Genomic DNA, 23136 nt, shown 5'->3' on the forward strand with positions numbered 1-23136 from the left:
TGACTTGCCGCTGGTCAAACCACGAAATTCGCCAAACTTCGGCGTATTATCGCAAATTTGAACAGAACTCACGACAAATTGATTACACCATGTACATCCCGCCATTAACATGCAGGGTTTCGCCGGTAATATAGGCGGCATCATCCGATGCCAAGAATACCACAGCGGCAGCAATTTCTTTCGGATCGCCCAAACGGGCGGCAGGCACCTGATTCATGATGCCGGCGCGCTGCTCTTCATTGAGCGCCTTGGTCATGTCGGTCTCGATGAAACCGGGAGCAACCGCATTCACCGTGATGCCACGGGATGCCACTTCACGGGCCAGCGACTTGGTAAAGCCAACCAGACCAGCCTTGGCAGCAGCATAGTTGACCTGACCAGCGTTGCCCATGGTGCCGACTACGGAACCGATGCTGATGATGCGACCGTTGCGCTTTTTCATCATGGCACGCAATACCGGCTTGCTCAGACGGTACAGGGAGGTGAGATTGGTGTCGATGATCTCGTTCCACTCGTCATCCTTCATCCGCATCAGCAGGTTGTCGCGGGTGATGCCGGCGTTGTTGATCAGGATGTCGATGTCGCCAAAACGCGCCTTGATGGCGGCGAAGACGGTTTCGATGGATTCCTGACTGGTCACGTTCAGTGCCATGCCGCAGCCTTGCTCACCCAGGTAAGCACTGATCGCTTCGGCACCGCTCTCGCTGGTCGCGGTCCCCACGACTTTGGCGCCACGAGCAGCAAACGTCTCCGCAATCGCACGACCAATGCCACGGCTGGCGCCAGTGACCAACACAACCTTATCGGTAAAACTCATGACTTGCTCCTGTTTACTTGATCTGGGCCAGCGCCTGCTCGAACGAGGCGGCGTCGTTGGCGTGAATACCTTCCACTCGCGCATCGATGCGCTTGGCCAGGCCGGTCAATACCTTGCCCGGGCCCATCTCGATTTCGAGGGTAACACCGTCGTTGGCCATGCGCTCTACCGTTTCCGTCCAGCGAACCGGGCTGAACAGCTGACGCACCAGGGCTTGCTTGATGGCGGCAGGATCCTGCTCACAAGAGACGTCGACATTATTGATGACGGCGATGGCAGGAACCTTGATCTCGATCCCATCCAGGGCGGCGGCCAGCTTTTCTGCGGCCGGTTTCATCAGGGCGCAGTGGGAGGGCACGGAGACCGGCAGCGGCAGGGCACGCTTGGCACCTGACTCTTTCATCAGCACGTTGGCACGCTCGACCGCCTCTTTGTGGCCGGCGATGACCACCTGGCCTGGAGAGTTGAAGTTGACCGGAGAGACCACCTGCCCCTGGGCCGCTTTCTCACAGTTGGCAGCGATGCTTTCGTTGTCCAGACCGATGATGGCAGCCATGGCGCCAGTGCCTTCCGGTACGGCTTCCTGCATGGCCAGACCACGCAGCTCGACCAGTTTGACGGCATCGGCAAACGCCAGCGCGCCGCTGCACACCAGAGCGGAGTATTCCCCCAGGCTGTGGCCGGCCATCACGGCAGGGGTTGCCCCGCCTTGTTGTTGCCACAGGCGCCACAGCGCGACGGAGGCGGTCAACAGCGCTGGCTGGGTACGCCAGGTCTTGTTGAGATCCTCGGCCGGGCCTGCCATAACCAGGGCAAACAGGTCATAACCCAGCACCTGGCTCGCCTCGGCGAAGGTCTCTTTAATCACGGCGTGTTGCTCGGCCAGCTCGGCCAGCATGCCGACGCTCTGGGAGCCTTGTCCCGGGAAGGCAATGGCAAATCGGGTCATCATTGATTCCTTTAAGGTAAGACGAATTCGGTAAGCGGGCGCCCGAGGACCGGGCACCGCTCGGTATCAGAGGCGAACCAGCGCAGAGCCCCAGGCAAAACCGCCGCCGAAGGCTTCCAGCAGGACCAGCTGGCCGGGTTTGATGCGACCATCGCGCACCCCTTCATCGAAGGCGATGGGCACGGAGGCCGCGGAGGTATTGCCATGACGATCCAGGGTCAGGATCACCTTGTCGAGCCCCATGCCGAGTTTCTTCGCGGTGGCATTGATGATGCGGAAGTTGGCTTGATGGGGCACCAGCCAGTCCAGCTCGCTCGGCTCGACGTTGGCCGCAGCCAGGGTTTCGGTCACGATCTCGCTAAGGCGTGTCACCGCCACCTTGAAGACATCGTTGCCCTTCATGTACATGTAGGCTTCGAGCTCAGCACCCGGCATGCCGCGACGGGGCTGCGGCAGTTTGAGCAGCTCGCCATAACGGCCATCGGCATGCAGATGGGTGGAGAGGATCCCAGGAGTGTCGCTGGCACCGATGACCACGGCCCCTGCCCCATCCCCGAACAGGATGATGGTGCCGCGATCCTCGGGATCGCACATGCGTGACAGCACGTCCGCACCGACAACCAGCACGTGGCGAGCAGCGCCGGATTTGACGAACTGATCGGCGATGGCGAGAGCATATGTAAAGCCGGCACAGGCGGCGGCTACGTCAAACGCCGGGATCCCCGGTACGTCAAGCAGCCCCTGCAGTTCACAGGCAGCAGCTGGGAAGGCATTCTCTGCGCTGGTAGTGGCCAGCACTATCATGTCCAGATCGGCGGCAGTCAGACCTGCCGCATCAAGCGCACGCAAGGCCGCCTGATGAGAAAGGGTCGCGACGGTTTCGTCGGCTCCGGCGATACGGCGTTCACGGATCCCGGTGCGTTCCACGATCCATTCGTCACTGGTTTCAACCATCTGTTCAAGATCGGCGTTGGTACGAACCGAACTCGGCAGATAACTGCCAGTACCCAGAATTTTGCTATGCATAGAGTTTTATAAATCCCTGTCGGAAAAGACAGATTCAAGGCGATCTGCAATTTGCAATGGAAGTTGATGTCTGGCTTCTTGTGCGGCCAGCAGAATCGCATGACACAGAGCGCGGCGCTCGGCCCGCCCATGGCTTTTTACCACAATGCCGCGCAATCCTAACAGACTCGCGCCATTATACTGGTCGGGGTTCAGGTAAGAGAAACGCCGTTTGAACATAAATCCGGCGAGTCGACCAAGAAAACTGCGTTTTTTGCGCGGATATCCGGCCAGTTCGGCCATCATCCGCACCACCCCCTCCGCGGTCTTGAGCGCCACGTTGCCCACGAAACCGTCGCAGACGATCACGTCGCACTCGCCGCTGAAGATCCTGTCCCCCTCAATGAAACCGACAAAATTTAGGGCGGAGCATTGGCGCAGCAACTCGGCGCTGTGGCGCACCAGGTCGTTGCCCTTGATCTCCTCCTCCCCTACGTTGAGCAGTGCCACTCTGGGTGAAGGTATCCCCTCCACCTTCTCTGCGACTACGGCGCCCATCACGGCAAATTGCAGCAGGGTGTCGGCATCGCAGCTCACGTTCGCACCCAGATCCAGCATCACGGTCCGCTTTCCACTCAATGTGGGCAGCGCCTTGATGAGGGCTGGCCGGTCAACACCGGGCAAGGATTTGAGCACGCACTTGGCCATGGCCATCAAGGCACCGGTGTTGCCTGCACTGACACAGGCATCGGCAGCGCCGCTCTTGACCAGATCCAGGGTCACGCGCATGGAGGAGTCTTTCAGGGTACGCAGCGCCACGATAGGCTTTTCGCCCATGCCCACGACCTGGGAGGCATGCACGAGACGAACGCGAGGGTGGTTGAGCAAGCCATGTTGCTGCAGAAGAGAGGCGGTCTGGTGTTGATCACCGACCAGAACAAGTTTTAGCTGGGGTAGAAGAGACAGTGCCTGCACGGCGGCAGGCACTGTTTCCGAGGGGCCGATATCTCCCCCCATTATGTCTAGCGCGACAGTTTGCGTAGACAAAGGCAATCCTTAAGCGATTACCTTTTTACCGCGGTAGAAACCATCGGCAGTCACGTGGTGACGACGATGAATTTCGCCACTGGTCTGATCAACAGTCAGGGCAGCGGTGGTCAGCGCATCGTGGGAACGACGCATGCCACGCTTGGCGCGGGTTTTACGGTTCTGTTGTACGGCCATGGTAGGCTAACTCCTAAAATTCACTTACGTTTGAGCGCTTCAAGAACTGCAAAGGGATTCGGCCGCTCATCAGCAGGTTCGATTTCACCCCAGGTCATCTCCATGTTTCCTCTGGGACACACATCCACCGGATGCATGGCTACCTGAGGCAACGAGAGGATGAGTTCATCCTCCAGGATTTGATGAAGATCTATCTCGCCGTTTTCGTCCAACTCAATGGGCTCATAAGCTTCCGGCAGTTCTTCCTCGTTTGTTCTTTCGAACAGCGGAGTGTAAATAAAACTAGCTTCACAAAGGTGTTCAAACGTCTCACCACAACGCTGGCAAACCAGGTCGACCTTGGCATGGGCAGTGCCTTTCATAACGGTCAACTTCTGGACATCTTTGCCAAAGTGCAGTGTGACATCCACATCACTTCGCAAGCCTTCGGTTGATTCCTCCAGCCTGGGCATCTGCGACTTTTCCACTATCCCGACATAATCGAGTAGCTTCAAGGCATTACGGACTGGATCAACCTTAACGGGCAACTTCACCTTTTGCATAGGGCGCGAATATTATAGGTCCAACAAGGGATAGTCAAAGGAAAAAGTCCTTACCGCCGATGATTTTACCTTCACAGGCCCCTGCAAGAGGAACTTGTGCTCATCGGTGGCCGATTATGCCATATCGTGCAGGATCTGGCACAGGATCCTGTTCCCCTCTCCTGTCTGTCCACCGGATGTGCTCCTTGGTGTCTCATCAGGTGGCAGAACAGCGCGGGTCTCTCCCCAGCAGGCCTGGTGTCGCAGCCACTCTGGGCTCGGCTTCCATCAGTCTGCGTATGGCTTTGAAACTGCCCACGGCAGCCTTGATGGCAATGGGATTGACCAGCCAGCCCGGCAAGATGTTGCCCGGGTTGGTATAGGTTTCGAGCCGAACGAGTGTGCTGCCATCCCGTTGGGGTAGCGCCTCCCACCGTCCAGCGCTTTCCTGGATCCGGAACAGCCCTGCATGCAATGGCAGGGCATTCGGCTCTGCCCACACCTCGAGAGTCAGGCCGCAATCGATGCGTCGACTCAAATGGGAGCGGGTGATGAGCTCCCTGTCTTGCACCGGCCAGGGAGACGCCAGGCGGGTATAGACCAGATCATCGTCGGGACCAGATCTGGCCAGCACCCTGACTTCACGGCTCTGGGGCAACCACTCTTAATGGCGCACCGTGTTGCGCAGTACCGTGATCAGCGCGCCAGGATCGGCATTCACGCGCATCTCCAGACGTAAGGCCTGAAAAGAGGTCGGAGGATGTGGCTGGGTCCAAAGCATCACCCCCTCATCCCCCTGGCGAAGTTGCCATGTCCCTGCCCAGCTGGCGAAGGAGATCAGTGCCATGACCAAGGCCGCATATCGTGTCATCACGCTCAATTCCGATCTCTTGTGTTTGTGCTGTGGTTTCCTCAGCATGCATGCTTCCCGCTAATTAGGCGAGTCCCGCTGTAGACATCTCCTGTTTGCGTGGCCCCATCTGCACAGATAGAATCAACCAATTGATTTATAAATGGATATCATCAAAACATGCAGCCTTCCTTGATCCTCGCGTCCACCTCGTCCTACCGCAAGACCTTGCTGGAAAAACTCGGTCAGCCATTTCACTGTGCTGCGCCTCAAGTCGATGAGACGGCGCGACACGGGGAGACCGCAGAAGCTCTGGTCAGCAGATTGGCGTTTGCCAAGGCGAATGCCGTTGCCGCTGACCGTGATCAAGGATTGATCATCGGTTCAGATCAGGTGTGCGTCTGTGACGGGCAGATCCTCGGCAAACCCGGCACGGTGGAGAAGGCGGTCGAGCAGTTGCTGCGGGCACAAGGCAAGCGCGTCATCTTTTACACCGGGCTGTGCGTGATCAATGCTGCAAATGGCCATGCCGAGCAGCTCGTCGAGCCTTTCACCGTGCATTTTCGTTCGCTCGATGAAGCCGCCATCCGTCGCTATGTGGAGGCCGAACGTCCTCTGGATTGTGCCGGCAGCTTCAAGTGCGAGGGAATGGGCATCGTCTTGTTCAAGGCGCTGGAGGGGCGTGATCCCAACGCCCTTGTCGGTCTTCCCCTGATAGGCTTGGTTGATCTCCTGGGTCGCCACGGCCTGGCTCTCCCATAACAAGAACTCTGCCATGAAAAACGGGAGCCAAGGCTCCCGTTTTTCATGGTTGTCAGCGTGGCAGCTTGGCGAGGAACGCCTCAAGCTCCGGTGACAATGGCGCTTCCACCTGCATCTCCCGGTCGTCCACCGGATGAGTAAAGGTGAGCTTCCAGGCGTGCAGGAACAAACGCTTTAGCCCCTGCCCTCGCATCTTTTCATCAAACCCGGCCTCACCATATTTGTCATCGCAGGCGATGGGATGGCCGGCGTGCTGGGTGTGGACACGGATCTGGTGAGTACGGCCAGTGATGGGACTGCACTCGACCAGTGTGGCCTCGGCAAACTGACGGGTAATCCGGAACCGGGTCTCGGAAGGTTTGCCATCGCTGCTGACCCGCACCACCCGCTCGCCGGATTGCAGATCATTTTTGCGAAGTGGCGCATTGACCACCTTGACGTGGGGTTGCCACTGGCCGCGCACCAGCGCCAGATACTGCTTGCGCATGGTCTTGACCCGCAACTGCTCGTGCAGGCTGCGCAGGGCACTGCGCTTCTTGGCAACCAGCAGCACGCCGGAGGTGTCGCGATCCAGCCGGTGCACCAGTTCGAGGAAACGGGCTTCGGGGCGCAGAGCACGCAGCCCTTCGATGACGCCAAAACTGAGGCCGCTGCCGCCGTGCACTGCCATGCCGGACGGCTTGTTTAGCACTATCATGGCGTCGTCTTCAAACAGGATCTGGCTCTCCAGACGCTGGATGCTGCCGAGGTTGGCAGAAGGCAACTCATTCTTCTCGGCCACACGCACGGGGGGCACCCGCACCTCGTCACCGGCACAAAGCTTGTATTCCGGTTTGATGCGCTTCTTGTTGACCCGCACCTCCCCTTTTCGAAGGATGCGATAAATCAGGCTCTTGGGGACGCCCTTTAACTGAGTCTTGAGAAAATTGTCGATGCGCTGCCCGTCATGCTCAGCTTCGATGGTGAGCAGCTGCACTTGTTGATGTATCTGTGTCATGGCGCGGATTTTAACACCGCCGACAGCCCTTGGCTGCATGCTTTGTTAAAAAATGGCGTCTTGCTATAAAAGTGGTTTAAATGGGATAATAAACAAGGTTTTGTCATTGTGTTCAAGCCTTGTACTAAGTGGCCAAAATGTATGCCACCCAATCCCGAAACACCGTGTATACAAGAACATGACGGTTCCCGGGTGCGAGGTACAACGCATGGAGAACACAAACAGAGCCGACGTAAATTGTCTCCACATCGGTATCCTTAATTCACGCCCTCTCGAGAAGGCTGAACCAGAGTGCCCTTAGTTTGCGCCTCATGCATACCCCAACCGGGAGGTTGCCCCAGCATGCTGAAGACCCGAGGCCGGCGCCGGCAGGACCCAGTGGAGGAATCAAAATGACAAAATAATGAGAACTCAATGAAAAGAATGCTAATCAACGCGACTCAGGAAGAGGAGTTGCGCGTAGCGCTGGTTGACGGACAACAGCTCTACGATTTGGATATTGAAAGTCCGGGACACGAGCAGAAAAAAGCGAACATTTACAAGGGCAAAATCACCCGAGTAGAACCCAGTCTCGAAGCTGCTTTTGTTGACTATGGCGCCGAACGCCACGGTTTCCTGCCGTTAAAGGAAATCGCCCGCAATTACTTCCCCTCCGGTTACTCCTATCAGGGTCGTCCCAACATCAAAGAAGTGGTCCGCGAAGGCCAGGAAGTGATTGTCCAGATCGACAAGGAAGAGCGTGGTACCAAGGGTGCAGCCCTCACCACCTTCATCAGTCTGGCTGGCAGCTACCTGGTGCTGATGCCGAACAACCCCCGTGCCGGCGGCATCTCCCGTCGCATCGAGGGTGACGAGCGGACCGAGCTGAAGGAAGCCCTGAGCGGACTGACCGTACCGGACGGCATGGGCCTCATCGTGCGCACCGCCGGTGTGGGCAAGTCCCCGGAAGAGCTGGAGTGGGATCTGAACGTTCTGCTCAATCACTGGGACTCCATCCATAAGGCGTCACAACAACGTTCCGCTCCGGTGCTCATTCACCAGGAGAGCAACGTCATCGTGCGCGCCATCCGTGACTATCTGCGTCGCGATGTGGGCGAGATCCTGATCGACAACCCGGTCATCTTCGAGCGCGCCAAGTCACATATCGAGCTGGTCCGTCCCGATTTCCTCAATCGCGTGAAGCTCTACAAGGGTGATGTCGCCCTGTTCAACCACTTCCAGATCGAGAGCCAGATCGAGTCAGCCTTCCAGCGCGAAGTGCGCCTGCCCTCCGGCGGCAGCATCGTCATCGATCCGACCGAAGCACTGACCTCCATCGATATCAACTCCTCCCGCGCCACCAAGGGCTGCGATATCGAAGAGACCGCCCTGCAGACCAACCTGGAAGCGGCCGATGAGATCGCTCGCCAGCTGCGCCTGCGTGACCTAGGTGGCCTGATTGTCATCGACTTCATCGACATGACCCCGCTTCGCCATCAGCGCGAAGTGGAAAACCGTCTGCGTGAAGCGGTGCATCAGGATCGTGCCCGTATCCAGCTGGGCCGTATCTCCCGTTTCGGTCTGCTGGAGATGTCTCGCCAGCGTCTGCGTCCCTCCCTCAACGAGTCCAGCAGCCATATCTGCCCCCGTTGCCAGGGTCAGGGGGTCATCCGTGACAACGAATCCCTCGCCCTGTCCATCCTGCGTCTCATCGAAGAAGAGGCCATGAAGGACAACACCGAGCAGGTGCATGCCCAGGTGCCGGTCGATGTGGCCGCCTATCTGCTCAACGAGAAGCGTACCTCCATCGCCAATCTGGAACAGCGCAATGATGTGCGTGTCTACATCATTCCGAACCAGCATCTGGAAACCCCGCACTACGAAGTGACCCGCATCCGTCAGAACGAGATCCCAGAAGCGGCCAGCTACGAGCTCAAAACCGAGATTGCCAAGCCGGTCTACCAGCCGCGCCAAGCTCAGGTAGTCGAGCGTGAACAACCGCTGCTGCAAGGGTTTGCCCCGGCTCCTCAGCCGGTTGCGCCCGCCGCCCCGGCTCCTGTTGCGACTCCCGCTCCGGTTGCAGAACAAGTCGGCTTCTTTGGCAAGCTGGCCAAGGCCTTCTCCGGCCTGTTCGGTGCCTCCTCCGATGCGGCTCCGGCCGAGGTGAAGGCGCCTGCCGACAAACCGGCCGCCCAGCGCGAAGCTCGCAAGGATGACGGGCACCGTCACCAGCGCGATGAATCCCGCAGCCGTGGTCAACGTGGTCGTCGCGACGACAACCGCGGCAGTCGCAATGCCGAGGCCGGCGAGAAGCGTGAAGGCGCAGCCAGCCGCGAGAGCAGTGATCGCAATCGTCGCCCGCGCAAAGAGCGTGAGCCTCGTCAAGAGCGGGAACCGCGCCAGGAACGGGAACCCCGTGGCGAAGTGCGCACCGAGCAGCGCATGGAGCGTGAGCCTCGCGAACCCCGCCAGGAGCGCGAACCTCGTGCCCCGCGTCCGGCTCGTGAACCTCGCGCCCCCCGCGAACCCCGTGCAGAGGTGATCGTCGAGGCGGTTGATACCGTTGATACTGCGGTCGCCAGCGCTGAACCGCGTCAGGAAAAAGAGCAAAAAGTGGCCGAGCGCCGCGAACGTCGCCAACTGCGCAAGCAGATCCGTGTCGATGTCGCCGCGACCGACACCCCTGCCCTGCCGACTGACGAGCAAATCATCGATGTCGCCGACGTGCAAGCCGCCGCTGAGCAGCAAGAAGAGCAAGGCGAAGGTCAGCGTCGTTCCCGCCGTACCCCGCGCAATCAGCGCATCGAAGGGCAACGTCGCAAGCGCATCAACGAAGAGGCTCGTGGCCAGCGTGAAGACGAAGCACAAGGTGAAGTGCAGCTGACTACCGCGGCCCAGGCCGATGCGGCTCAGGTGAAGGTGGAAGAACCGGTTGTGCCTGTCATCACCATTCCGAGCGCAGAAGCGGTTGCAGCAGCCCTGCAGGCCTCCGCCGCTCTGACCGAGCACGTGGTGGCTGAAGCCGTTGCTGAGGAAGCGGCAGAGCAAGCACTGGCAGCCCAGGCAGTGGACGCGCCCTCCACTGACGAAGTTGAACAGGCTGCGCAAGCAGACGCTGAACCCGCCGCCGAAGTGGCAGTTGTCGAACCCGAGATGGTCGAACCTATCGTCGACACCGCCTCTCATGACGAACCTGTAGCCTTGATCGACGCTGTCGAGCAGACCCAGCAAGTGGAGGCCATCCCAGAAGAGGTTGCACCGGTTGCTGAAGCGGCACCTGTCGTGATCGCTGAGGAGACGGCCACCGCCGAGGCGAAGGTCGTCGAGATGCCGGCTGCAGTGGTGCAAACCGAGCCAGCAACCAGCCCCGAAGTGAAGGTCAGCAAGGGTGCCGGTGTATTGGCCCGTGCCCGCAAGGCTTATGCCCCCATGGCAACGCCGGCTGCGGCTCCTGCCCCGACACCCCGTGAACCCGTGGAGTACGCTCCCCTGGTACGCAGCGAAGTCGTGACCTCCGGTCGCCACGGTGGCAGCACCGCTGCCAGCAACGTGGCAACCAGCCCGGCCGGTCGCCCCTGAGCAGACTCGTTAGTCTGAATAAAGAGCCACACATCGTGTGGCTCTTTTTTTTCTCTTTTTTGGGGCTGACATCGCCTTGCTCTCCCCCCTGCCCGTTCGATATCCGCCGCTTTCCCGATGTTCAGCGACCACAGACACCCAGTCCAAACAAGACGTGAATAACACACCAGACAGAGGATTCATCTCTGTCAAAGCATCACGACATGCTCTGCTTTGTCGACAGGGTCCGTGCATTGACAGCATATGAAGCCATTGGCAAACAGTCTGGCAGCGTTCCCCTTTGGTAGCACAGTCGGTGTATTCAGTGGTGGCTGAGACAACCCAGGTTGAACGGGAATGCCAGACATAGGGCAACCTGTGGCACTCTTCACTCTCATCATTTCTGGTGAGGATCATAGACCCGTTGAACGCCCTCCCTTCAGCTTCACGTGCAAGGGTCGGCTCGTAACAAGGATGCTGCCCTCACTGTGCACAACAGGTGGTTCAGGGATGCAGAGAAACAAACAAGGTGATAGATATTGCTGTTCAACTGCTTGTCTGATGGCATATAGCTATCACTCATTGAACTATTGCCGTATGACGTGACATTCACCAGGCAACAAAAAAGGGCCCGAAGGCCCTTGTTTCATTTCCAATGACTGTCGCGCTTATCCGCCAAAGAGATGGTTGTTCAGCAGGAAGAGACCGCCGGAGAGCAGCATGGTGAGCGGCAATGTCAGCACCCAGGCCAGCAGAATGGTCTTGATGGTCTGGCTCTGCAGGCCGGACTTGTTGGCCACCATGGTCCCCGCCACCGCAGAGGAGAGAATGTGGGTGGTGGACACCGGCATCCCGGTCAGACTCGCAATCCCGATGGACGCGGCGGCCGTGATCTGGGCTGCAATGCCCTGGCTGTAGGTCATGCCGGAGGAACCGATCTTCTCCCCTACCGTGTAGACGATACGACGCCAGCCCACCATGGTGCCGCAACCGAGCGCCAGGGCGATGGACACGATGACCCAGGTCGGCGCATATTCGGCCGTGGCGGTCAGATCCTTGCGCCATTTGGCGAGATCGGTCAGCTCCTTGGCCGGCAGCGACAATTTGGAGACCTTGCGGGCAGTGTCGTCGATGCACAGCAGCAGACGACGCACCTCGCGGCGATCCACCAGGTTCATCTCCTCGTAGGTGCGCACCTGGCCCAGACGCTTGTCGAGGGTCGCCATGGCCTGCAGGGCCTCCCCTGCCGCACAGTGGCTCATCAGCTCCTCCTGGGCTTTGGCAGGGACACTGAAGTTCACCAGATGGGAAACCTGATCCTGGTTACGCTGGTAGATCTCCATGATGCGCTGGTTGGCATCCTGGGTTCTGTCCAGGTCATAGGATCGGCTGTTCATGTCCAGCGCAAAATAGGCAGGCGCCATGCAGATCAGCACCAGCATCACCAGACCGATGCCTTTCTGACCATCGTTGGAGCCGTGCACGAAGCTCACCCCCATTGCGGAACAAATCAGTGTGACACGGGCCCAGAACGGTGGATGCTTCTTGCCGTCCACCAGCAAGCGCTCTTCCGGGGTCTTGTGGATCTTGCTGCCAAGCCATACGCGCTTCATGGCGAACAGCAGCAAGGCGGCAATGATGAAGCCCACTGTGGGAGAGATGATGAGAGAGAGCATGATGTCGATGGCTTTGCCGACGTTGATACCCTCTTTCAGGGGTTGATGGCTGATCAGGGCATAGGCACCGCCTACTCCCAGGATGGAACCGATCAGGGTGTGGGAGCTGGATGCCGGAATGCCGAAGTACCAGGTTCCCAGGTTCCAGACGATGGCCGAGAACAGCAGGGAGAACACCATGATCAGACCCTGGGTGGAGTCCATGCCAAGCAGCAGATCGATGGGCAGCAGATGAACGATGGCGTAGGCCACCCCCAATCCACCCAGCATGACACCGGCGAAATTGAACAGACCGGAAGCCACCACCGCCATATGAGCCGGCATCGCCTTGGTATAGATAACCGTTGCTACCGCGTTGGCGGTATCGTGAAAGCCGTTGATGAATTCATAGGCCAGCACAAAAAAAACGGCCAATACCAAACCGATTGACCACCACAAACCCAAACCACTAAACATTTCAAACATAAAAACGAACCTGTTTATGAGTTGCGGCGGATTATGCCAGAAGGCTCGATGCGCCATACCCGTTGTTGAAATATTTCAGCAAAAAAAAAAAAGGGCATTCCGTCAGAAAATGTCTTAGGGCCTGTAGGAACGGGGCTTGTCGAGGATTAATTTAAGTCCATTCCATTGCTGTGGATAGGCGCCAATCAAAGCCTGAGCATGGCTCAATGTCCCGAAAAAGGCCGCTTTTCAACCCGCTCGGCACGCCCGTTTCCTTTTGTCAGATAAAAAAAGAGGGTGCCTTGGCACCCTCCTCGATAGACAAGCCGCACGGTGCGGGGATCAATCCTGGTTGATCCGGCTGGCCACAGCCCCTTGCTGACTCTTGTATTTGGCATTTTCCCGTTTGTTGTACGGGCGAGCCGCGGTACCTGACAGCATCTCGAAGTTCAGGGCACCGATCTTCATCTTGGGACGCAGGGCCAGAGGCAACTTGCCGCCGTTGTAAAACTCCAGCACGATGCGACCGGACCAGCCCGGATCGATGCGGTGGGCGGTGACGTGCACCATAAGGCCCAGGCGAGCCAGGGAGGAGCGACCATCCAGCCAGCCGACGATATCGGCGGGCAAGGTAACCGATTCATAGGTCACCGCCAGCGCCAGCTGACCCGGGTGCAGATAGAAGGCTTCACCGTCCGGCACGTGGATCTCCTCGCTCATCACCCGCTCGATGGCATCGGCCATCTCGATACTGGTACCGCCAAGGTCGATATAAGGCGCGGTATGATCGCGAAACACCCGAAACTCGTTGCCCAGCAGCACATCGACGCTGACGCCGCTGATCCGCTCAACACCGGGCCTCGGCTCGATGACGATCTTGCCTTCATCCAGGTGCCGTTCGATATCGGTATCACAAAGACGCATTCTGCGACTCTCCTGACAAAAGATTCATTAAAAAAAGCCGGGCATCACCCGGCTTGTTTTCTCTCAACCAATCAACATATGGCGGATACGCGCCTTGAGCATGTCGATGGCGATGCGGTTCTTGCCGCCACGGGGCACGATCACGTCAGCATACTGCTTGGACGGGTCGATGAACTGCATGAACATGGGACGCACAGTCTTCTGATACTGCTTGAGCACGGAGTCCATGGTACGACCGCGCTCCTGCACATCGCGCACCAGACGGCGCAGCAAACAGATGTCGAGCGGGGTATCCATGAAGATGGAGGCGTCCATCAGTTCGCGCAGGCGGCTGTCAGTCAACAGCAGTATCCCTTCGAGGATGATGACACGGCGCGGTGCAAAGGTAGTGACCTCGGTCATGCGCGTGTGCTCGGTATAGGAGTACTGGGGGATGTTGACCGCCTCCCCTTGCGTCAGCTGGGTCAGATGCTGCACCAGCAGATCGTGATCCAGGGCATTGGGGTGGTCATAGTTGGTCTTGACCCGCTCTTCCATGGTCAGGTGGGTCTGATCACGGTAGTAGCAATCCTCGGTGATCACACCAATCTGACCCGCTCCCAGCTCGGCCACCAGCTCTTCATAGATGGTTTGGGCGATAAGACTCTTGCCGGACGCGGATGCACCAGCAATACCGATGATCACGCAGGAATGTTGAGTATCAGACATTGAAAATACCTAAAGAGAAGAGCACTGGGGATTGTTTAAACCGATCCATTATATGAAAAAGGGGTGGCCATGCCCACCCCAAATCCGTCCCCATTGGCCGAACGCCGATTATTCGTCCAGCGCCACCGTGTAGAGCGGGGTCGCAATCGGTTTTGCACTGAAATAGAGCTCGGCCCCTACCCGGCGAGCCAGTTTCAGGTAAGTCTGTGACAGCTCGCCATCCGGCGCACCGAACACGGTGGGGCAGCCGTCATCCATGTGCTGGCGAATGTCGATATGCAGCGGCAACTGACCAAGCAGCGCCACGTGATACTGCTCCGCCATCTTCTGGCCACCGCCGGTACCGAACAACGGCTCGTGATGCCCGCAGGCGCTGCAGACGTGGTAACTCATGTTCTCGACGATGCCAAGCACAGGCACATTGACCTTGTTGAACATAGCAATCCCTTTGCGGGCATCTGCCAGCGCCACATCCTGGGGCGTCGTGACGATCACCGCCGCCGTGGTGGGCACCTGCTGGGCCAACGTCAGCTGGATATCGCCAGTGCCCGGGGGCATGTCCACCACCAGGTAGTCCACCTCGCCCCAGCGGGTCTCGTGCAGGATCTGCCCGAGTGCCTTGCTCGCCATGGGACCGCGCCAGATGGTGGCATCCTGCTCGGCCACCAGATAACCGATGCTGTTGCTCTTGATGCCGCAGGCCATCACCGGCTCCATCAGCTTGCCATCAAAGCTGACAGGGCGCTCCTTGAGGGTCCCCGTCATGGTCGGGATGGAGGGGCCATAGATGTCCGCATCCAGCAGGGCGACCCGCGCCCCCTCTTTTTGCAGCGCCAGCGCCAGGTTGACCGCGGTAGTGGACTTGCCCACCCCTCCCTTGCCGGAGGCAACCACCAGGATATTGCGGATCCCCTGCACCGCCGCCAGTTGCTGCGCGCGGGGCATGCTGGCCACGTCTATCTCCCCCGTCCAGTCGATGCGGGTCGCACCGGTTGCGCTGCGCAGCCGGGAATCGAACTCCTCTTTGATCTGTTCAAACAGGGACTGGCCGGCAAAGGGCAGCACCAGCGTGATGGCCAGGGTCTGTTCGTGCCGCTCGACGGAACGCACAAAACCGGCCGCGACCAGATCCTTGCCCCATCCTGCCGGCTTAAATTCGGCCAGGATCTGTTTTACTGAATCAATCACCATTAACTCCCCATTATGTTGTCGTTATGCTGAGGTGAACGGTTACCGCACATAAATCAGTGGCTTGCCGACGTCATCGTGATGCCGCCAGTCAGGGCACCGGGGGCCACAACCCTAGGCAGGCCGCCCCCAATTCGGGTAACATGCACGGCACTGTATCATCCCAACAGGCACATAAAGAACGTATTATGGCAACTGATCCTCGTAGAATGCTGGTAACCTGCGCCCTCCCCTATGCCAACGGCTCCATCCATCTCGGCCACATGCTGGAACACATCCAGGCCGATATCTGGGTTCGTTATCAGCGAATGCGTGGCCATCAGGTGCATTTCGTCTGTGCCGACGATGCCCACGGTACGCCCATCATGCTCAAGGCGCAGCAGATGGGGATCTCGCCGGAAGAGATGATTGCCGCCGTCTCCCAGGAGCACCAGGGGGATTTTGCCGGTTTCAACATCAGCTTCGACAACTACCACTCCACCCACAGCGACGAGAACCGCGAGCTGGCGGGCGTGATCTATGGCCGCCTCAAAGAGTCCGGCAAAATCAAGATCCGCACCATCTCCCAACTGTTCGATCCGGAAAAATCCATGTTCCTGCCGGATCGCTTCGTCAAGGGCACCTGCCCCAAGTGCAAGTCCCCCGATCAGTACGGTGACAACTGCGACGCGTGCGGCGCCACCTACAGCCCGACCGAGCTGATTGATCCGAAATCCGCCGTCTCCGGTGCGACCCCGGTGATGAAGGACTCCGAGCACTTCTTCTTCGACCTGCCCCAGTTCGAAGCCTGGCTCGCCGACTGGGTGCGCGGCTCCGGCGCCATCCAGGAAGAGATGGCCAACAAGATGCAAGAGTGGTTCGAAAGCGGCCTGCAGCAGTGGGACATCACCCGTGACGCCCCCTACTTCGGCTTCGAAATTCCCGGTGCCCCCGGCAAATACTTCTATGTCTGGCTGGACGCCCCCATCGGCTACATGGCGTCGTTCAAGAACCTGTGCAACAAGCGCGGCGACATCGACTTCGACAGCTACTGGAAAGCGGACTCCGACGCCGAGCTCTATCACTTCATCGGCAAGGACATCGCCTACTTCCACTGCCTGTTCTGGCCGGCCATGCTGGAAGGCGCGAACTTCCGCAAGCCGACCAAGGTAAACGTGCACGGCTATGTAACCGTCAACGGCGCCAAGATGTCCAAGTCCAAGGGCACCTTCATCAAGGCGTCCACCTATCTCAAGCACCTGGATCCGGAGTGCCTGCGTTACTACTACGCCGCCAAGCTCAACAGCCGCATCGACGATCTGGACTTGAACCTCGAAGACTTCGTCTCCCGCGTCAACGCCGACGTGGTCAACAAGCTGGTCAACCTGGCCTCTCGCAACGCCGGCTTTATCGCCAAGCGTTTTGACGGCAAGCTGGCCGCCACCTGCGCCGAGCCCGCACTCTACGCCGAGTTTGCCAACGCCAGCACCAGCATCGCCGAAGCCTATGAAGCGCGCGAATTCAGCCGCGCCATCCGCGAGATCATGGCCCTGGCCGACAAGGCCAACCGCTATGTGGACGACAAGGCTCCCTGGGTCATCGCCAAGCAGGAAGGGGCGGATGCCGAGCTGCAAGCCGTCTGCTCCGTCGGCATCAACCTGTTCCGCGTGCTGATGGCCTACTTGAAGCCCGTCATGCCGCAACTGGCCGAGCGCGCCGAAGCCTTCCTCGGCGAGACCCTGACCTGGGACGGCATCGCCGCCCCTCTGGTCGACCACGGCGTCGCCCCCTTCAAGGCGCTCTTCTCCCGCATCGAGTCCGCCAAGGTGGATGCCATGGTGGAAGCGTCCAAGGAAGATCTCGCCAAGGAGCAGAGCAAGAAACCGGCAGGCCCCCTGGTGGACGATCCCATCAGCGAGACCATCACCTACGACGACTTTGCCAAGATTGACCTGCGGGTGGCGCTGATCAAAAAGGCCGAAGCGGTGCCGGAAGCCGAGAAGCTGCTGAAGTTGCAGCTGGACATCGGCGGCGAAACCCGTCAGGTGTTTGCCGGTATCAAGTCTGCCTACAACCCGGAAGATCTGGAAGGCAAGCTGACCGTGATGGTGGCCAACCTGGCCCCGCGCAAGATGCGCTTTGGCATGTCCGAAGGCATGGTGCTGGCGGCAGGTCCAGGTGGCAAGGATCTCTGGATCCTCGAGCCCCAGGAAGGTGCCCAGCCGGGCATGCGCGTGAAGTAATACGCCCCTTCCCGGACAGTCCCAATGAAAAGAGAGGCCAATGGCCTCTCTTTTTTTACCTTGTGGGGTGCTTACTGCCCGCTCTGCAGCAATGCCATGCGAAGGCCGACCAGCTCCGCCTGATGGCAATCCAGTTGCAGTAGTTGGCAGCGGATCTCTGTTTTCAGGGCTCGCCGTTGCTGGCCTCGCCCCGTTTCGCCCCCAAGGCGTCTTAGCCATTGGCGCCTGTCCTGCAATTGCCCAAGCCGCTCCTGCCAGCTCACCAGCATGGACAACCAGGCCGGATCCCCTCCCCCCTGTGCCGTCAGCAGCTCCATCCCGTAGCGCGCCTGTTTCAGCACCAGGCGCAGCCGGTGCCAGCACCGAAGTTTCGCCCTGATGCCCACAGGAAGGGAGGTGGTCTTCGCCAGTGCATCCGACAGTGACAGCGCCAGATGCAGCTGAAACAGCGGCAAGAGATCGACACCGACGGGCACCTCTTCCAGTCGGGCCAGCCAACGGGCAAGCAGGCCGGTCAACAGGGGGACCCGTGGCAAGCGGTTCTGCCGAAGCGAGCCACCATGATGCTGCGCATAGACCTGGGCATCGCGCAGGGCGGAGAGCGTGCCGACGGCACGGGTCAATCGCCGCTCCAGCTCGGGCTCATGAATGAGGGGTCGCCACAGGGCGAGCAGCGCCAGCAGGCGGCGGGCCGCTATCCGGTAGGCATGCACCTCTTCCATCCCCTTGTGCTGGCGCAGTGCCAGGGTCGCCCCCCGATATTGCCCAACGAGCCGGTTGGCCTGCGCAATCCCGCTCTCCCCCATGAACCCTCCCGGCTAGTTGGTATGAAAACCGGTTCCGGTGGGTGGCAACGCCTGGGTGCACTCCATTCGGGTGACGGTGGCGGTTCGGGGCCCGTGCTCAAGCCAGCCCAGCATCATCTGTACCTTCTGTTCGGGACCGGCAATCAGGATTTCCACCGAGCCATCTTCCAGGTTGTAGGCATGCCCCCGCAGCCCCAGTTGCAGCGCCCGCTCCCGGGTGAAGTAGCGAAACCCCACTCCCTGAACCTGACCCCACACCCGCACGACAAACGATTGCTCTCCCATTTATCACACCTTTCCCTTAAGTAATTTTTCCCCGGGGCGATAATGAGCGCGACACTCTCTTCCCCTTGCAGGACGCAATACCATTATGAAAGAAGTAAAGTTTCGGTGGGTTGACCGTTATCTCATTCACCTCACGATCAGCGAGAAATTTCTCATCACCTTCTGGTGCCCCCTGGTGTTCATCGCCTTCCTCACCTGGTATCTGCTGGCCGACGGCCATGATCAGGCGATGCAGCTCAGAGTGGATCAGCTAAAAGGGCGGGTCGAGACCACGGCCCAGCTGGTGAGCCAGCAGCCGACCCTTACCCTGCCCGCGGATCTCGTACTCACGCCTGGCACCGCCACCGGCCTTAGCCAGCAAGGGGACATCTATCGCTATGGCGCCAGCGCAGGTCAGGCGGGCGTCGTCTCCGGCACCCTGGATACGAGTCACTACGCCCTCTGGGATGGTCAGGGCACCACGCTCACCATCATCGCGGTGCTGGCCGCCCTGCTGGCCCTCATCACTCACTATCTGATGACCTTCGTCTCGGGGGCCCTCTACTCCACCAACAAGGCATTGCAGACGGTAGCGAACGGCGATCTCACCTTCCGGCTCAATTTCTTCCCGGTGCGCGATGAGTTCTCCATTCTGGCGGGCAGCATCGACACCTTCACCGACCGCCAGCACAAGATAGTGCAACTGGTGGAAGAGTCCGCCGATGCCCTTACCCTGGCCGCCGACGAATTTCGCGAGCATGCCAGCGACGGCGAGCAGCTTGCCCGCGCCCAGCGCCAGCACATGGACTCCCTGGCCGCCGCCATGGAGCAGATGTCCGCCGCCATCCGGGAAGTGGCCCGCAACGCCAACGACACCCTGCTGCAAACCCGCCAGTCCAGCGACGAGGCGACTCACGGGGCACAGCGGGTGGCACGTACCATCACCGCCATCCGCACCCTGGCAGACGAGATTGGCAATGCCTCGGGCGCGGTCGAGCGGCTGACTCACAACGCCAATCGCATCAACGAAGTGGTCAACGTCATCAACGCCATCTCCCAGCAAACCAACCTGCTGGCCCTCAACGCCGCCATCGAGGCCGCCCGCGCCGGTGAACAGGGACGCGGCTTTGCGGTGGTGGCCGACGAGGTGCGCACCCTCGCCAGCCGCACCCAGCAGGCCACGGTGGAAATCCAGCAGATGATCGAGGAGCTCCAGGCCGGGACCGGGGCGTTGAACGACATCATGGAGAAGACGGTGGGGCGCGCGGCCGACAGCCAGCAGCTCATCACCGAGGTGGGCATGGACATCGAGCGGCTCAGCAACCACAGCGATGCGGTGCTGGAGATGAGCACCCAGATCGCCACCTCCAGCGAAGAGCAGAGTTCGGTGGCAGAAGAGATCACCCGCAACCTCGACAAGGTGCGCCACGAGGCGAGCCGGGTGGAGGAGTCCGCCAGCGCGGCGGTCGCCGGCACCACCGGCCTCAAGGGAACCGCCAGCGAACTCGGTCAGGCGCTCACCGGCCTGCGGATCTGACCCCCTCCGGCAGGCCATCCTCCAGATGGCCTGCCGCGTCTGGGCCAGGCGCTGGGGACGCGCGAAACAGCCCGTCCGACCCTGACCGCGTGAGGATGCACGGATCCCGGTAGACGCGGCTTGCGTGCCTACCCTCACAGCCCCTACTATATGCCCCCTTCTTTTCTACCATCGGCAACTACCCATGAGCGCTTCCATCTATCTCGTCAAAGGCCGCGAAAAATCCCTGCTGCGTCGCCACCCCTGGATCTTCTCCAAGGGCATTGAGCGGGTGCAGGGCAACCCCGTTGACGGCGATACCGTCGAGATCTTCACCCATGACGGCAAATGGCTCGCCCGTGGCGCCTGGTCCGGCAGCTCCCAGATCCGTGCCCGGGTCTGGACCTTCGACAAGGACGAGACCGTCGATCTCGACTTCTTCATCCGCCGTCTCAAATATGCCCAAGAGTCCCGGGATCCGCTTATCAAGCGTCAGGGCCTCACCGGCTATCGCCTCTGCGCCGCCGAATCCGACGGCCTGCCGGGCCTGACTATAGACCGCTACGCCGACTTCCTGGTGTGCCAGATCCTCTCCGCCGGTGCCGAGTTCCAGCGCGAGCTCATCACCCAGGCCCTGCGCACCCTCTACCCCGAGTGCAGCATCTATGAGCGCTCCGACGTGGCCGTGCGCAAGAAGGAAGGGCTGAAGGAGCGCACCGGCGTCATCCATGGCGAGACCCCGACCGACCCCGTGGTGATCGAGGAGAATGGCGGCGTCAAGATCCTGGTCGATATTCGTAACGGTCACAAGACGGGTTTCTATCTGGATCAGCGGGACAACCGCCTTGCCGCAGCGAAATACACTGAAGGCAAGCGGGTGCTCAACTGCTTCTGCTACACCGGCGGTTTCGGGGTCTATGCCCTCCAGGGCGGTGCCAAGGAGGTAGTCAACGTCGATCTCTCCCAGAATGCGCTGGACATCGCCCGCCAGAACGCCGAGCTGAACGGTCTCGATACCAGCAACACCCAGTTCGTGCGTCACGACGTCTTCAAGCTCTTGCGCGAATATCGCGAGAAGGGCGAGAAGTTCGATGTCATCGTGCTGGATCCGCCCAAGTTTGCCGAGAGCAAGGCCCAGCTGCTGGGCGCCTGCCGCGGCTACAAGGACATCAACATGCTGGCGTTCCAACTGCTGGCGCCGGGTGGCGTGCTCTTGACCTACTCCTGCTCCGGCCTGATGGAGCAGAGCCTGTTCCAGAAGATAGTGGCCGATGCGGCCCTCGATGCCGGCCGTGATGCCCAGATCCTGGAGCTCCTCTCCCAGGCATCCGATCACCCCATCGGCACCGCCTATCCGGAAGGCTTCTACCTCAAGGGACTGGTGGTGCGCGCCCGCTAAGCCGAGCAGACCAGCGCAGCCCCCTTGTTCCCGGTGCCAGATCCGGGCCAGGCTGGGTTCTGCTAGTCATCAAAAAGCCCGCGATCAAAGCGGGCTTTTTTTATGCGGCCGCCAAAGAGACAACCTCCCCCCGACTTTGCCACCAACAGCGATTGCTGCCCCCATCCCTCCTCTTCGACTGACGACTGCCATCTTCAATCAAAGGTTGCCGCATCGTTAACCCGATTCTCATCTCTCTTTCACTACACAACCCACCAGCAGAGACATGCCCGGCATTTGCTATATGCAAAAGCATGAAATATTACGCATCAATATTAAAAAATCCTCGGGGAAATATCAGCCATAAACGCATACCCACTCATTTGAATGAATATTGCTGTTTTCCCCTGCAATGGATCACGCCATGCCCCTTGTCCGCCTCGCACATTGCCTGGGGCGACAATACTCGCCCACCACAAGTCATCCCGCTCAATCACGCGCTGGCGCGCCCAGCGGGAAGTAGTGTCGAAATGGCCTCGCCTCCTCCACCACCCGCACGATGGAGGGATGATTGAGCAGACGGGCGCGATAGGCACGCAGACGGCCATAGCCAGCCGGGATCTCGTCGGCGTAGAAGAGCGAGGGGGCGGCGGCGCAATCGGCCAGCGTGAAGTCTGCGCCGGCAATCCAGTGGCGTCCTTCCAGTCGCTGATCAAGCCAGGGGTAGATCTGATTGAGCATCTCGCGGGCCTCCGCTACGCCATAGTGGTCGCGATCAGCGGCCGGGCGCAGCGCATCCAGCACCACTTTTTGCATCGGCGTCATCACATAGTTGTCGAAGACGCGATCCAGCATATGCACCTCCAGACCCGCATCGCCGGGCGGGATCAGGCTGACGGGGCCCGGATGGTGCGCCTGCAGATGGGCGACGATGGTGCTGCTCTCGAGGATGCAGCGACCATCATCCAGCAACACCGGGAAGCGCTTGAGTGGCCAAAGGGCGGCAAGTTCGGCGCTGGCCGCCGGCTCTTCGAGGTTCCGGTATTCGAACAGGGTGGCATTCTCGTAGAGAGCGATCAGCACTTTCTGGCTGTAGGACGAAAAGGGGTGGGCATAGAGTTTCATGAGGATGTTCCTGACGCTCAGAGGGATGACTTCCCTAGTCTAGATCCCCTCTCTATTTTCGATGCGTCCCTATCCCATGCTGGTTCTGGGATGATAAACGCCCATTCATGACGGCAATCACACCCGTATGACTCTCTTTTAGGTAGGGTGATCCCGCCTGTGGCCGCCAAGCCGGGGCAGCCGACTCATCAGGGTTGATGAGCGGCACCACAACAAAAATCGA

The 23136-nt window shown here is 59.7% G+C and carries 21 protein-coding genes; 5 read left to right on the forward strand and 16 right to left on the reverse strand.

The features are described 5' to 3' along the window. Positions 1–82: 82 nt before the first annotated feature. The 8 genes from fabG to HKD46_RS21340 form a co-directional block, all read right to left on the reverse strand. Positions 83–817 carry a 3-oxoacyl-ACP reductase FabG gene (fabG, locus tag HKD46_RS10075; RefSeq protein ID WP_039041169.1) on the reverse strand — a complete coding sequence of 245 codons (735 nt, stop codon included), beginning with the start codon at positions 815–817 and terminating at the stop codon, positions 83–85. A gap of 13 nt (positions 818–830) precedes the next feature. Continuing rightward, positions 831–1766: an ACP S-malonyltransferase gene (fabD, locus tag HKD46_RS10080; RefSeq protein WP_042017641.1), complete on the reverse strand. Its 936-nt coding sequence runs from the start codon at positions 1764–1766 to the stop codon at positions 831–833. A gap of 66 nt (positions 1767–1832) precedes the next feature. Continuing rightward, on the reverse strand, positions 1833–2792 hold the full coding sequence (locus tag HKD46_RS10085; RefSeq protein ID WP_010674740.1) for a beta-ketoacyl-ACP synthase III: 960 nt from the start codon (positions 2790–2792) through the stop codon (positions 1833–1835). A gap of 6 nt (positions 2793–2798) precedes the next feature. Further along, entirely contained in the window at positions 2799–3818 is a 1020-nt protein-coding gene (gene plsX / locus HKD46_RS10090) for a phosphate acyltransferase PlsX (RefSeq protein WP_010674739.1), read from the reverse strand. A gap of 9 nt (positions 3819–3827) precedes the next feature. Next, positions 3828–3995 carry a 50S ribosomal protein L32 gene (rpmF, locus tag HKD46_RS10095; protein WP_005300935.1) on the reverse strand — a complete coding sequence of 56 codons (168 nt, stop codon included), beginning with the start codon at positions 3993–3995 and terminating at the stop codon, positions 3828–3830. A gap of 20 nt (positions 3996–4015) precedes the next feature. Next, positions 4016–4537 carry a 23S rRNA accumulation protein YceD gene (gene yceD / locus HKD46_RS10100; RefSeq protein WP_029314532.1) on the reverse strand — a complete coding sequence of 174 codons (522 nt, stop codon included), beginning with the start codon at positions 4535–4537 and terminating at the stop codon, positions 4016–4018. A gap of 196 nt (positions 4538–4733) precedes the next feature. After that, positions 4734–5150 (reverse strand): hypothetical protein, encoded by a 417-nt coding sequence (locus HKD46_RS10105; protein WP_234891602.1) that lies wholly within the window; start codon positions 5148–5150, stop codon positions 4734–4736. Positions 5151–5180: 30 nt separating this feature from the next. Further along, positions 5181–5435, reverse strand: coding sequence for a hypothetical protein (locus tag HKD46_RS21340; RefSeq protein WP_234716530.1), 255 nt, complete (start codon positions 5433–5435; stop codon positions 5181–5183). Between the two features lie 111 nt (positions 5436–5546). Between HKD46_RS21340 and HKD46_RS10110 the strand changes: the two genes are divergently transcribed. Beyond that, on the forward strand, positions 5547–6128 hold the full coding sequence (locus HKD46_RS10110) for a nucleoside triphosphate pyrophosphatase (RefSeq protein WP_041215169.1): 582 nt from the start codon (positions 5547–5549) through the stop codon (positions 6126–6128). Positions 6129–6180: 52 nt separating this feature from the next. Here HKD46_RS10110 and rluC read toward each other — a convergent pair whose 3' ends face one another. Then, entirely contained in the window at positions 6181–7125 is a 945-nt protein-coding gene (rluC, locus tag HKD46_RS10115) for a 23S rRNA pseudouridine(955/2504/2580) synthase RluC (RefSeq protein ID WP_201896700.1), read from the reverse strand. A gap of 414 nt (positions 7126–7539) precedes the next feature. Between rluC and rne the strand changes: the two genes are divergently transcribed. After that, entirely contained in the window at positions 7540–10683 is a 3144-nt protein-coding gene (rne, locus tag HKD46_RS10120) for a ribonuclease E (protein ID WP_161653383.1), read from the forward strand. A gap of 647 nt (positions 10684–11330) precedes the next feature. On the opposite strand, the gene HKD46_RS10125 is transcribed toward rne, so the two are convergent. From HKD46_RS10125 to apbC, 4 genes are all read right to left on the reverse strand, one after another. Continuing rightward, positions 11331–12803, reverse strand: a complete 1473-nt coding sequence (locus HKD46_RS10125) for an inorganic phosphate transporter (RefSeq protein ID WP_171865367.1) — start codon at positions 12801–12803, stop codon at positions 11331–11333. Positions 12804–13124: 321 nt separating this feature from the next. Next, on the reverse strand, positions 13125–13706 hold the full coding sequence (dcd, locus tag HKD46_RS10130) for a dCTP deaminase (protein ID WP_045524859.1): 582 nt from the start codon (positions 13704–13706) through the stop codon (positions 13125–13127). Between the two features lie 63 nt (positions 13707–13769). Further along, positions 13770–14414 carry a uridine kinase gene (gene udk / locus HKD46_RS10135; RefSeq protein ID WP_010674731.1) on the reverse strand — a complete coding sequence of 215 codons (645 nt, stop codon included), beginning with the start codon at positions 14412–14414 and terminating at the stop codon, positions 13770–13772. 108 nt (positions 14415–14522) lie between these two features. Beyond that, the gene (apbC, locus tag HKD46_RS10140; RefSeq protein ID WP_113978935.1) at positions 14523–15605 is read right to left on the reverse strand and encodes an iron-sulfur cluster carrier protein ApbC; all 1083 of its coding nucleotides are present in this window, start codon (positions 15603–15605) and stop codon (positions 14523–14525) included. Positions 15606–15790: 185 nt separating this feature from the next. Here apbC and metG point away from each other — a divergent pair, with 185 nt between their 5' ends. After that, on the forward strand, positions 15791–17824 hold the full coding sequence (gene metG, locus HKD46_RS10145; RefSeq protein ID WP_113978933.1) for a methionine--tRNA ligase: 2034 nt from the start codon (positions 15791–15793) through the stop codon (positions 17822–17824). Positions 17825–17895: 71 nt separating this feature from the next. Here the strand turns inward: metG and HKD46_RS10150 are convergent, their stop codons facing one another. Continuing rightward, positions 17896–18630 (reverse strand): CHAD domain-containing protein, encoded by a 735-nt coding sequence (locus tag HKD46_RS10150; RefSeq protein ID WP_045524856.1) that lies wholly within the window; start codon positions 18628–18630, stop codon positions 17896–17898. 12 nt (positions 18631–18642) lie between these two features. After that, positions 18643–18915 carry an acylphosphatase gene (locus HKD46_RS10155; protein WP_010674727.1) on the reverse strand — a complete coding sequence of 91 codons (273 nt, stop codon included), beginning with the start codon at positions 18913–18915 and terminating at the stop codon, positions 18643–18645. Positions 18916–19000: 85 nt separating this feature from the next. On the opposite strand from HKD46_RS10155, the gene HKD46_RS10160 reads away from it, so the two are divergent. Then, a complete protein-coding gene (locus HKD46_RS10160; RefSeq protein WP_171865368.1) occupies positions 19001–20431 on the forward strand; it encodes a methyl-accepting chemotaxis protein in 1431 nt (476 codons plus the stop codon). 184 nt (positions 20432–20615) lie between these two features. After that, a complete protein-coding gene (locus HKD46_RS10165) occupies positions 20616–21809 on the forward strand; it encodes a class I SAM-dependent methyltransferase (protein WP_171865369.1) in 1194 nt (397 codons plus the stop codon). Between the two features lie 468 nt (positions 21810–22277). On the opposite strand, the gene HKD46_RS10170 is transcribed toward HKD46_RS10165, so the two are convergent. Then, positions 22278–22913 (reverse strand): glutathione S-transferase family protein, encoded by a 636-nt coding sequence (locus HKD46_RS10170; protein WP_171865370.1) that lies wholly within the window; start codon positions 22911–22913, stop codon positions 22278–22280. Positions 22914–23136 lie beyond the last annotated feature (223 nt).

The sequence above is a fragment of the Aeromonas sp. TW 6 genome (genome assembly GCF_013168745.1).
In the GTDB taxonomy this organism is placed as follows: domain Bacteria; phylum Pseudomonadota; class Gammaproteobacteria; order Enterobacterales; family Aeromonadaceae; genus Aeromonas; species Aeromonas caviae.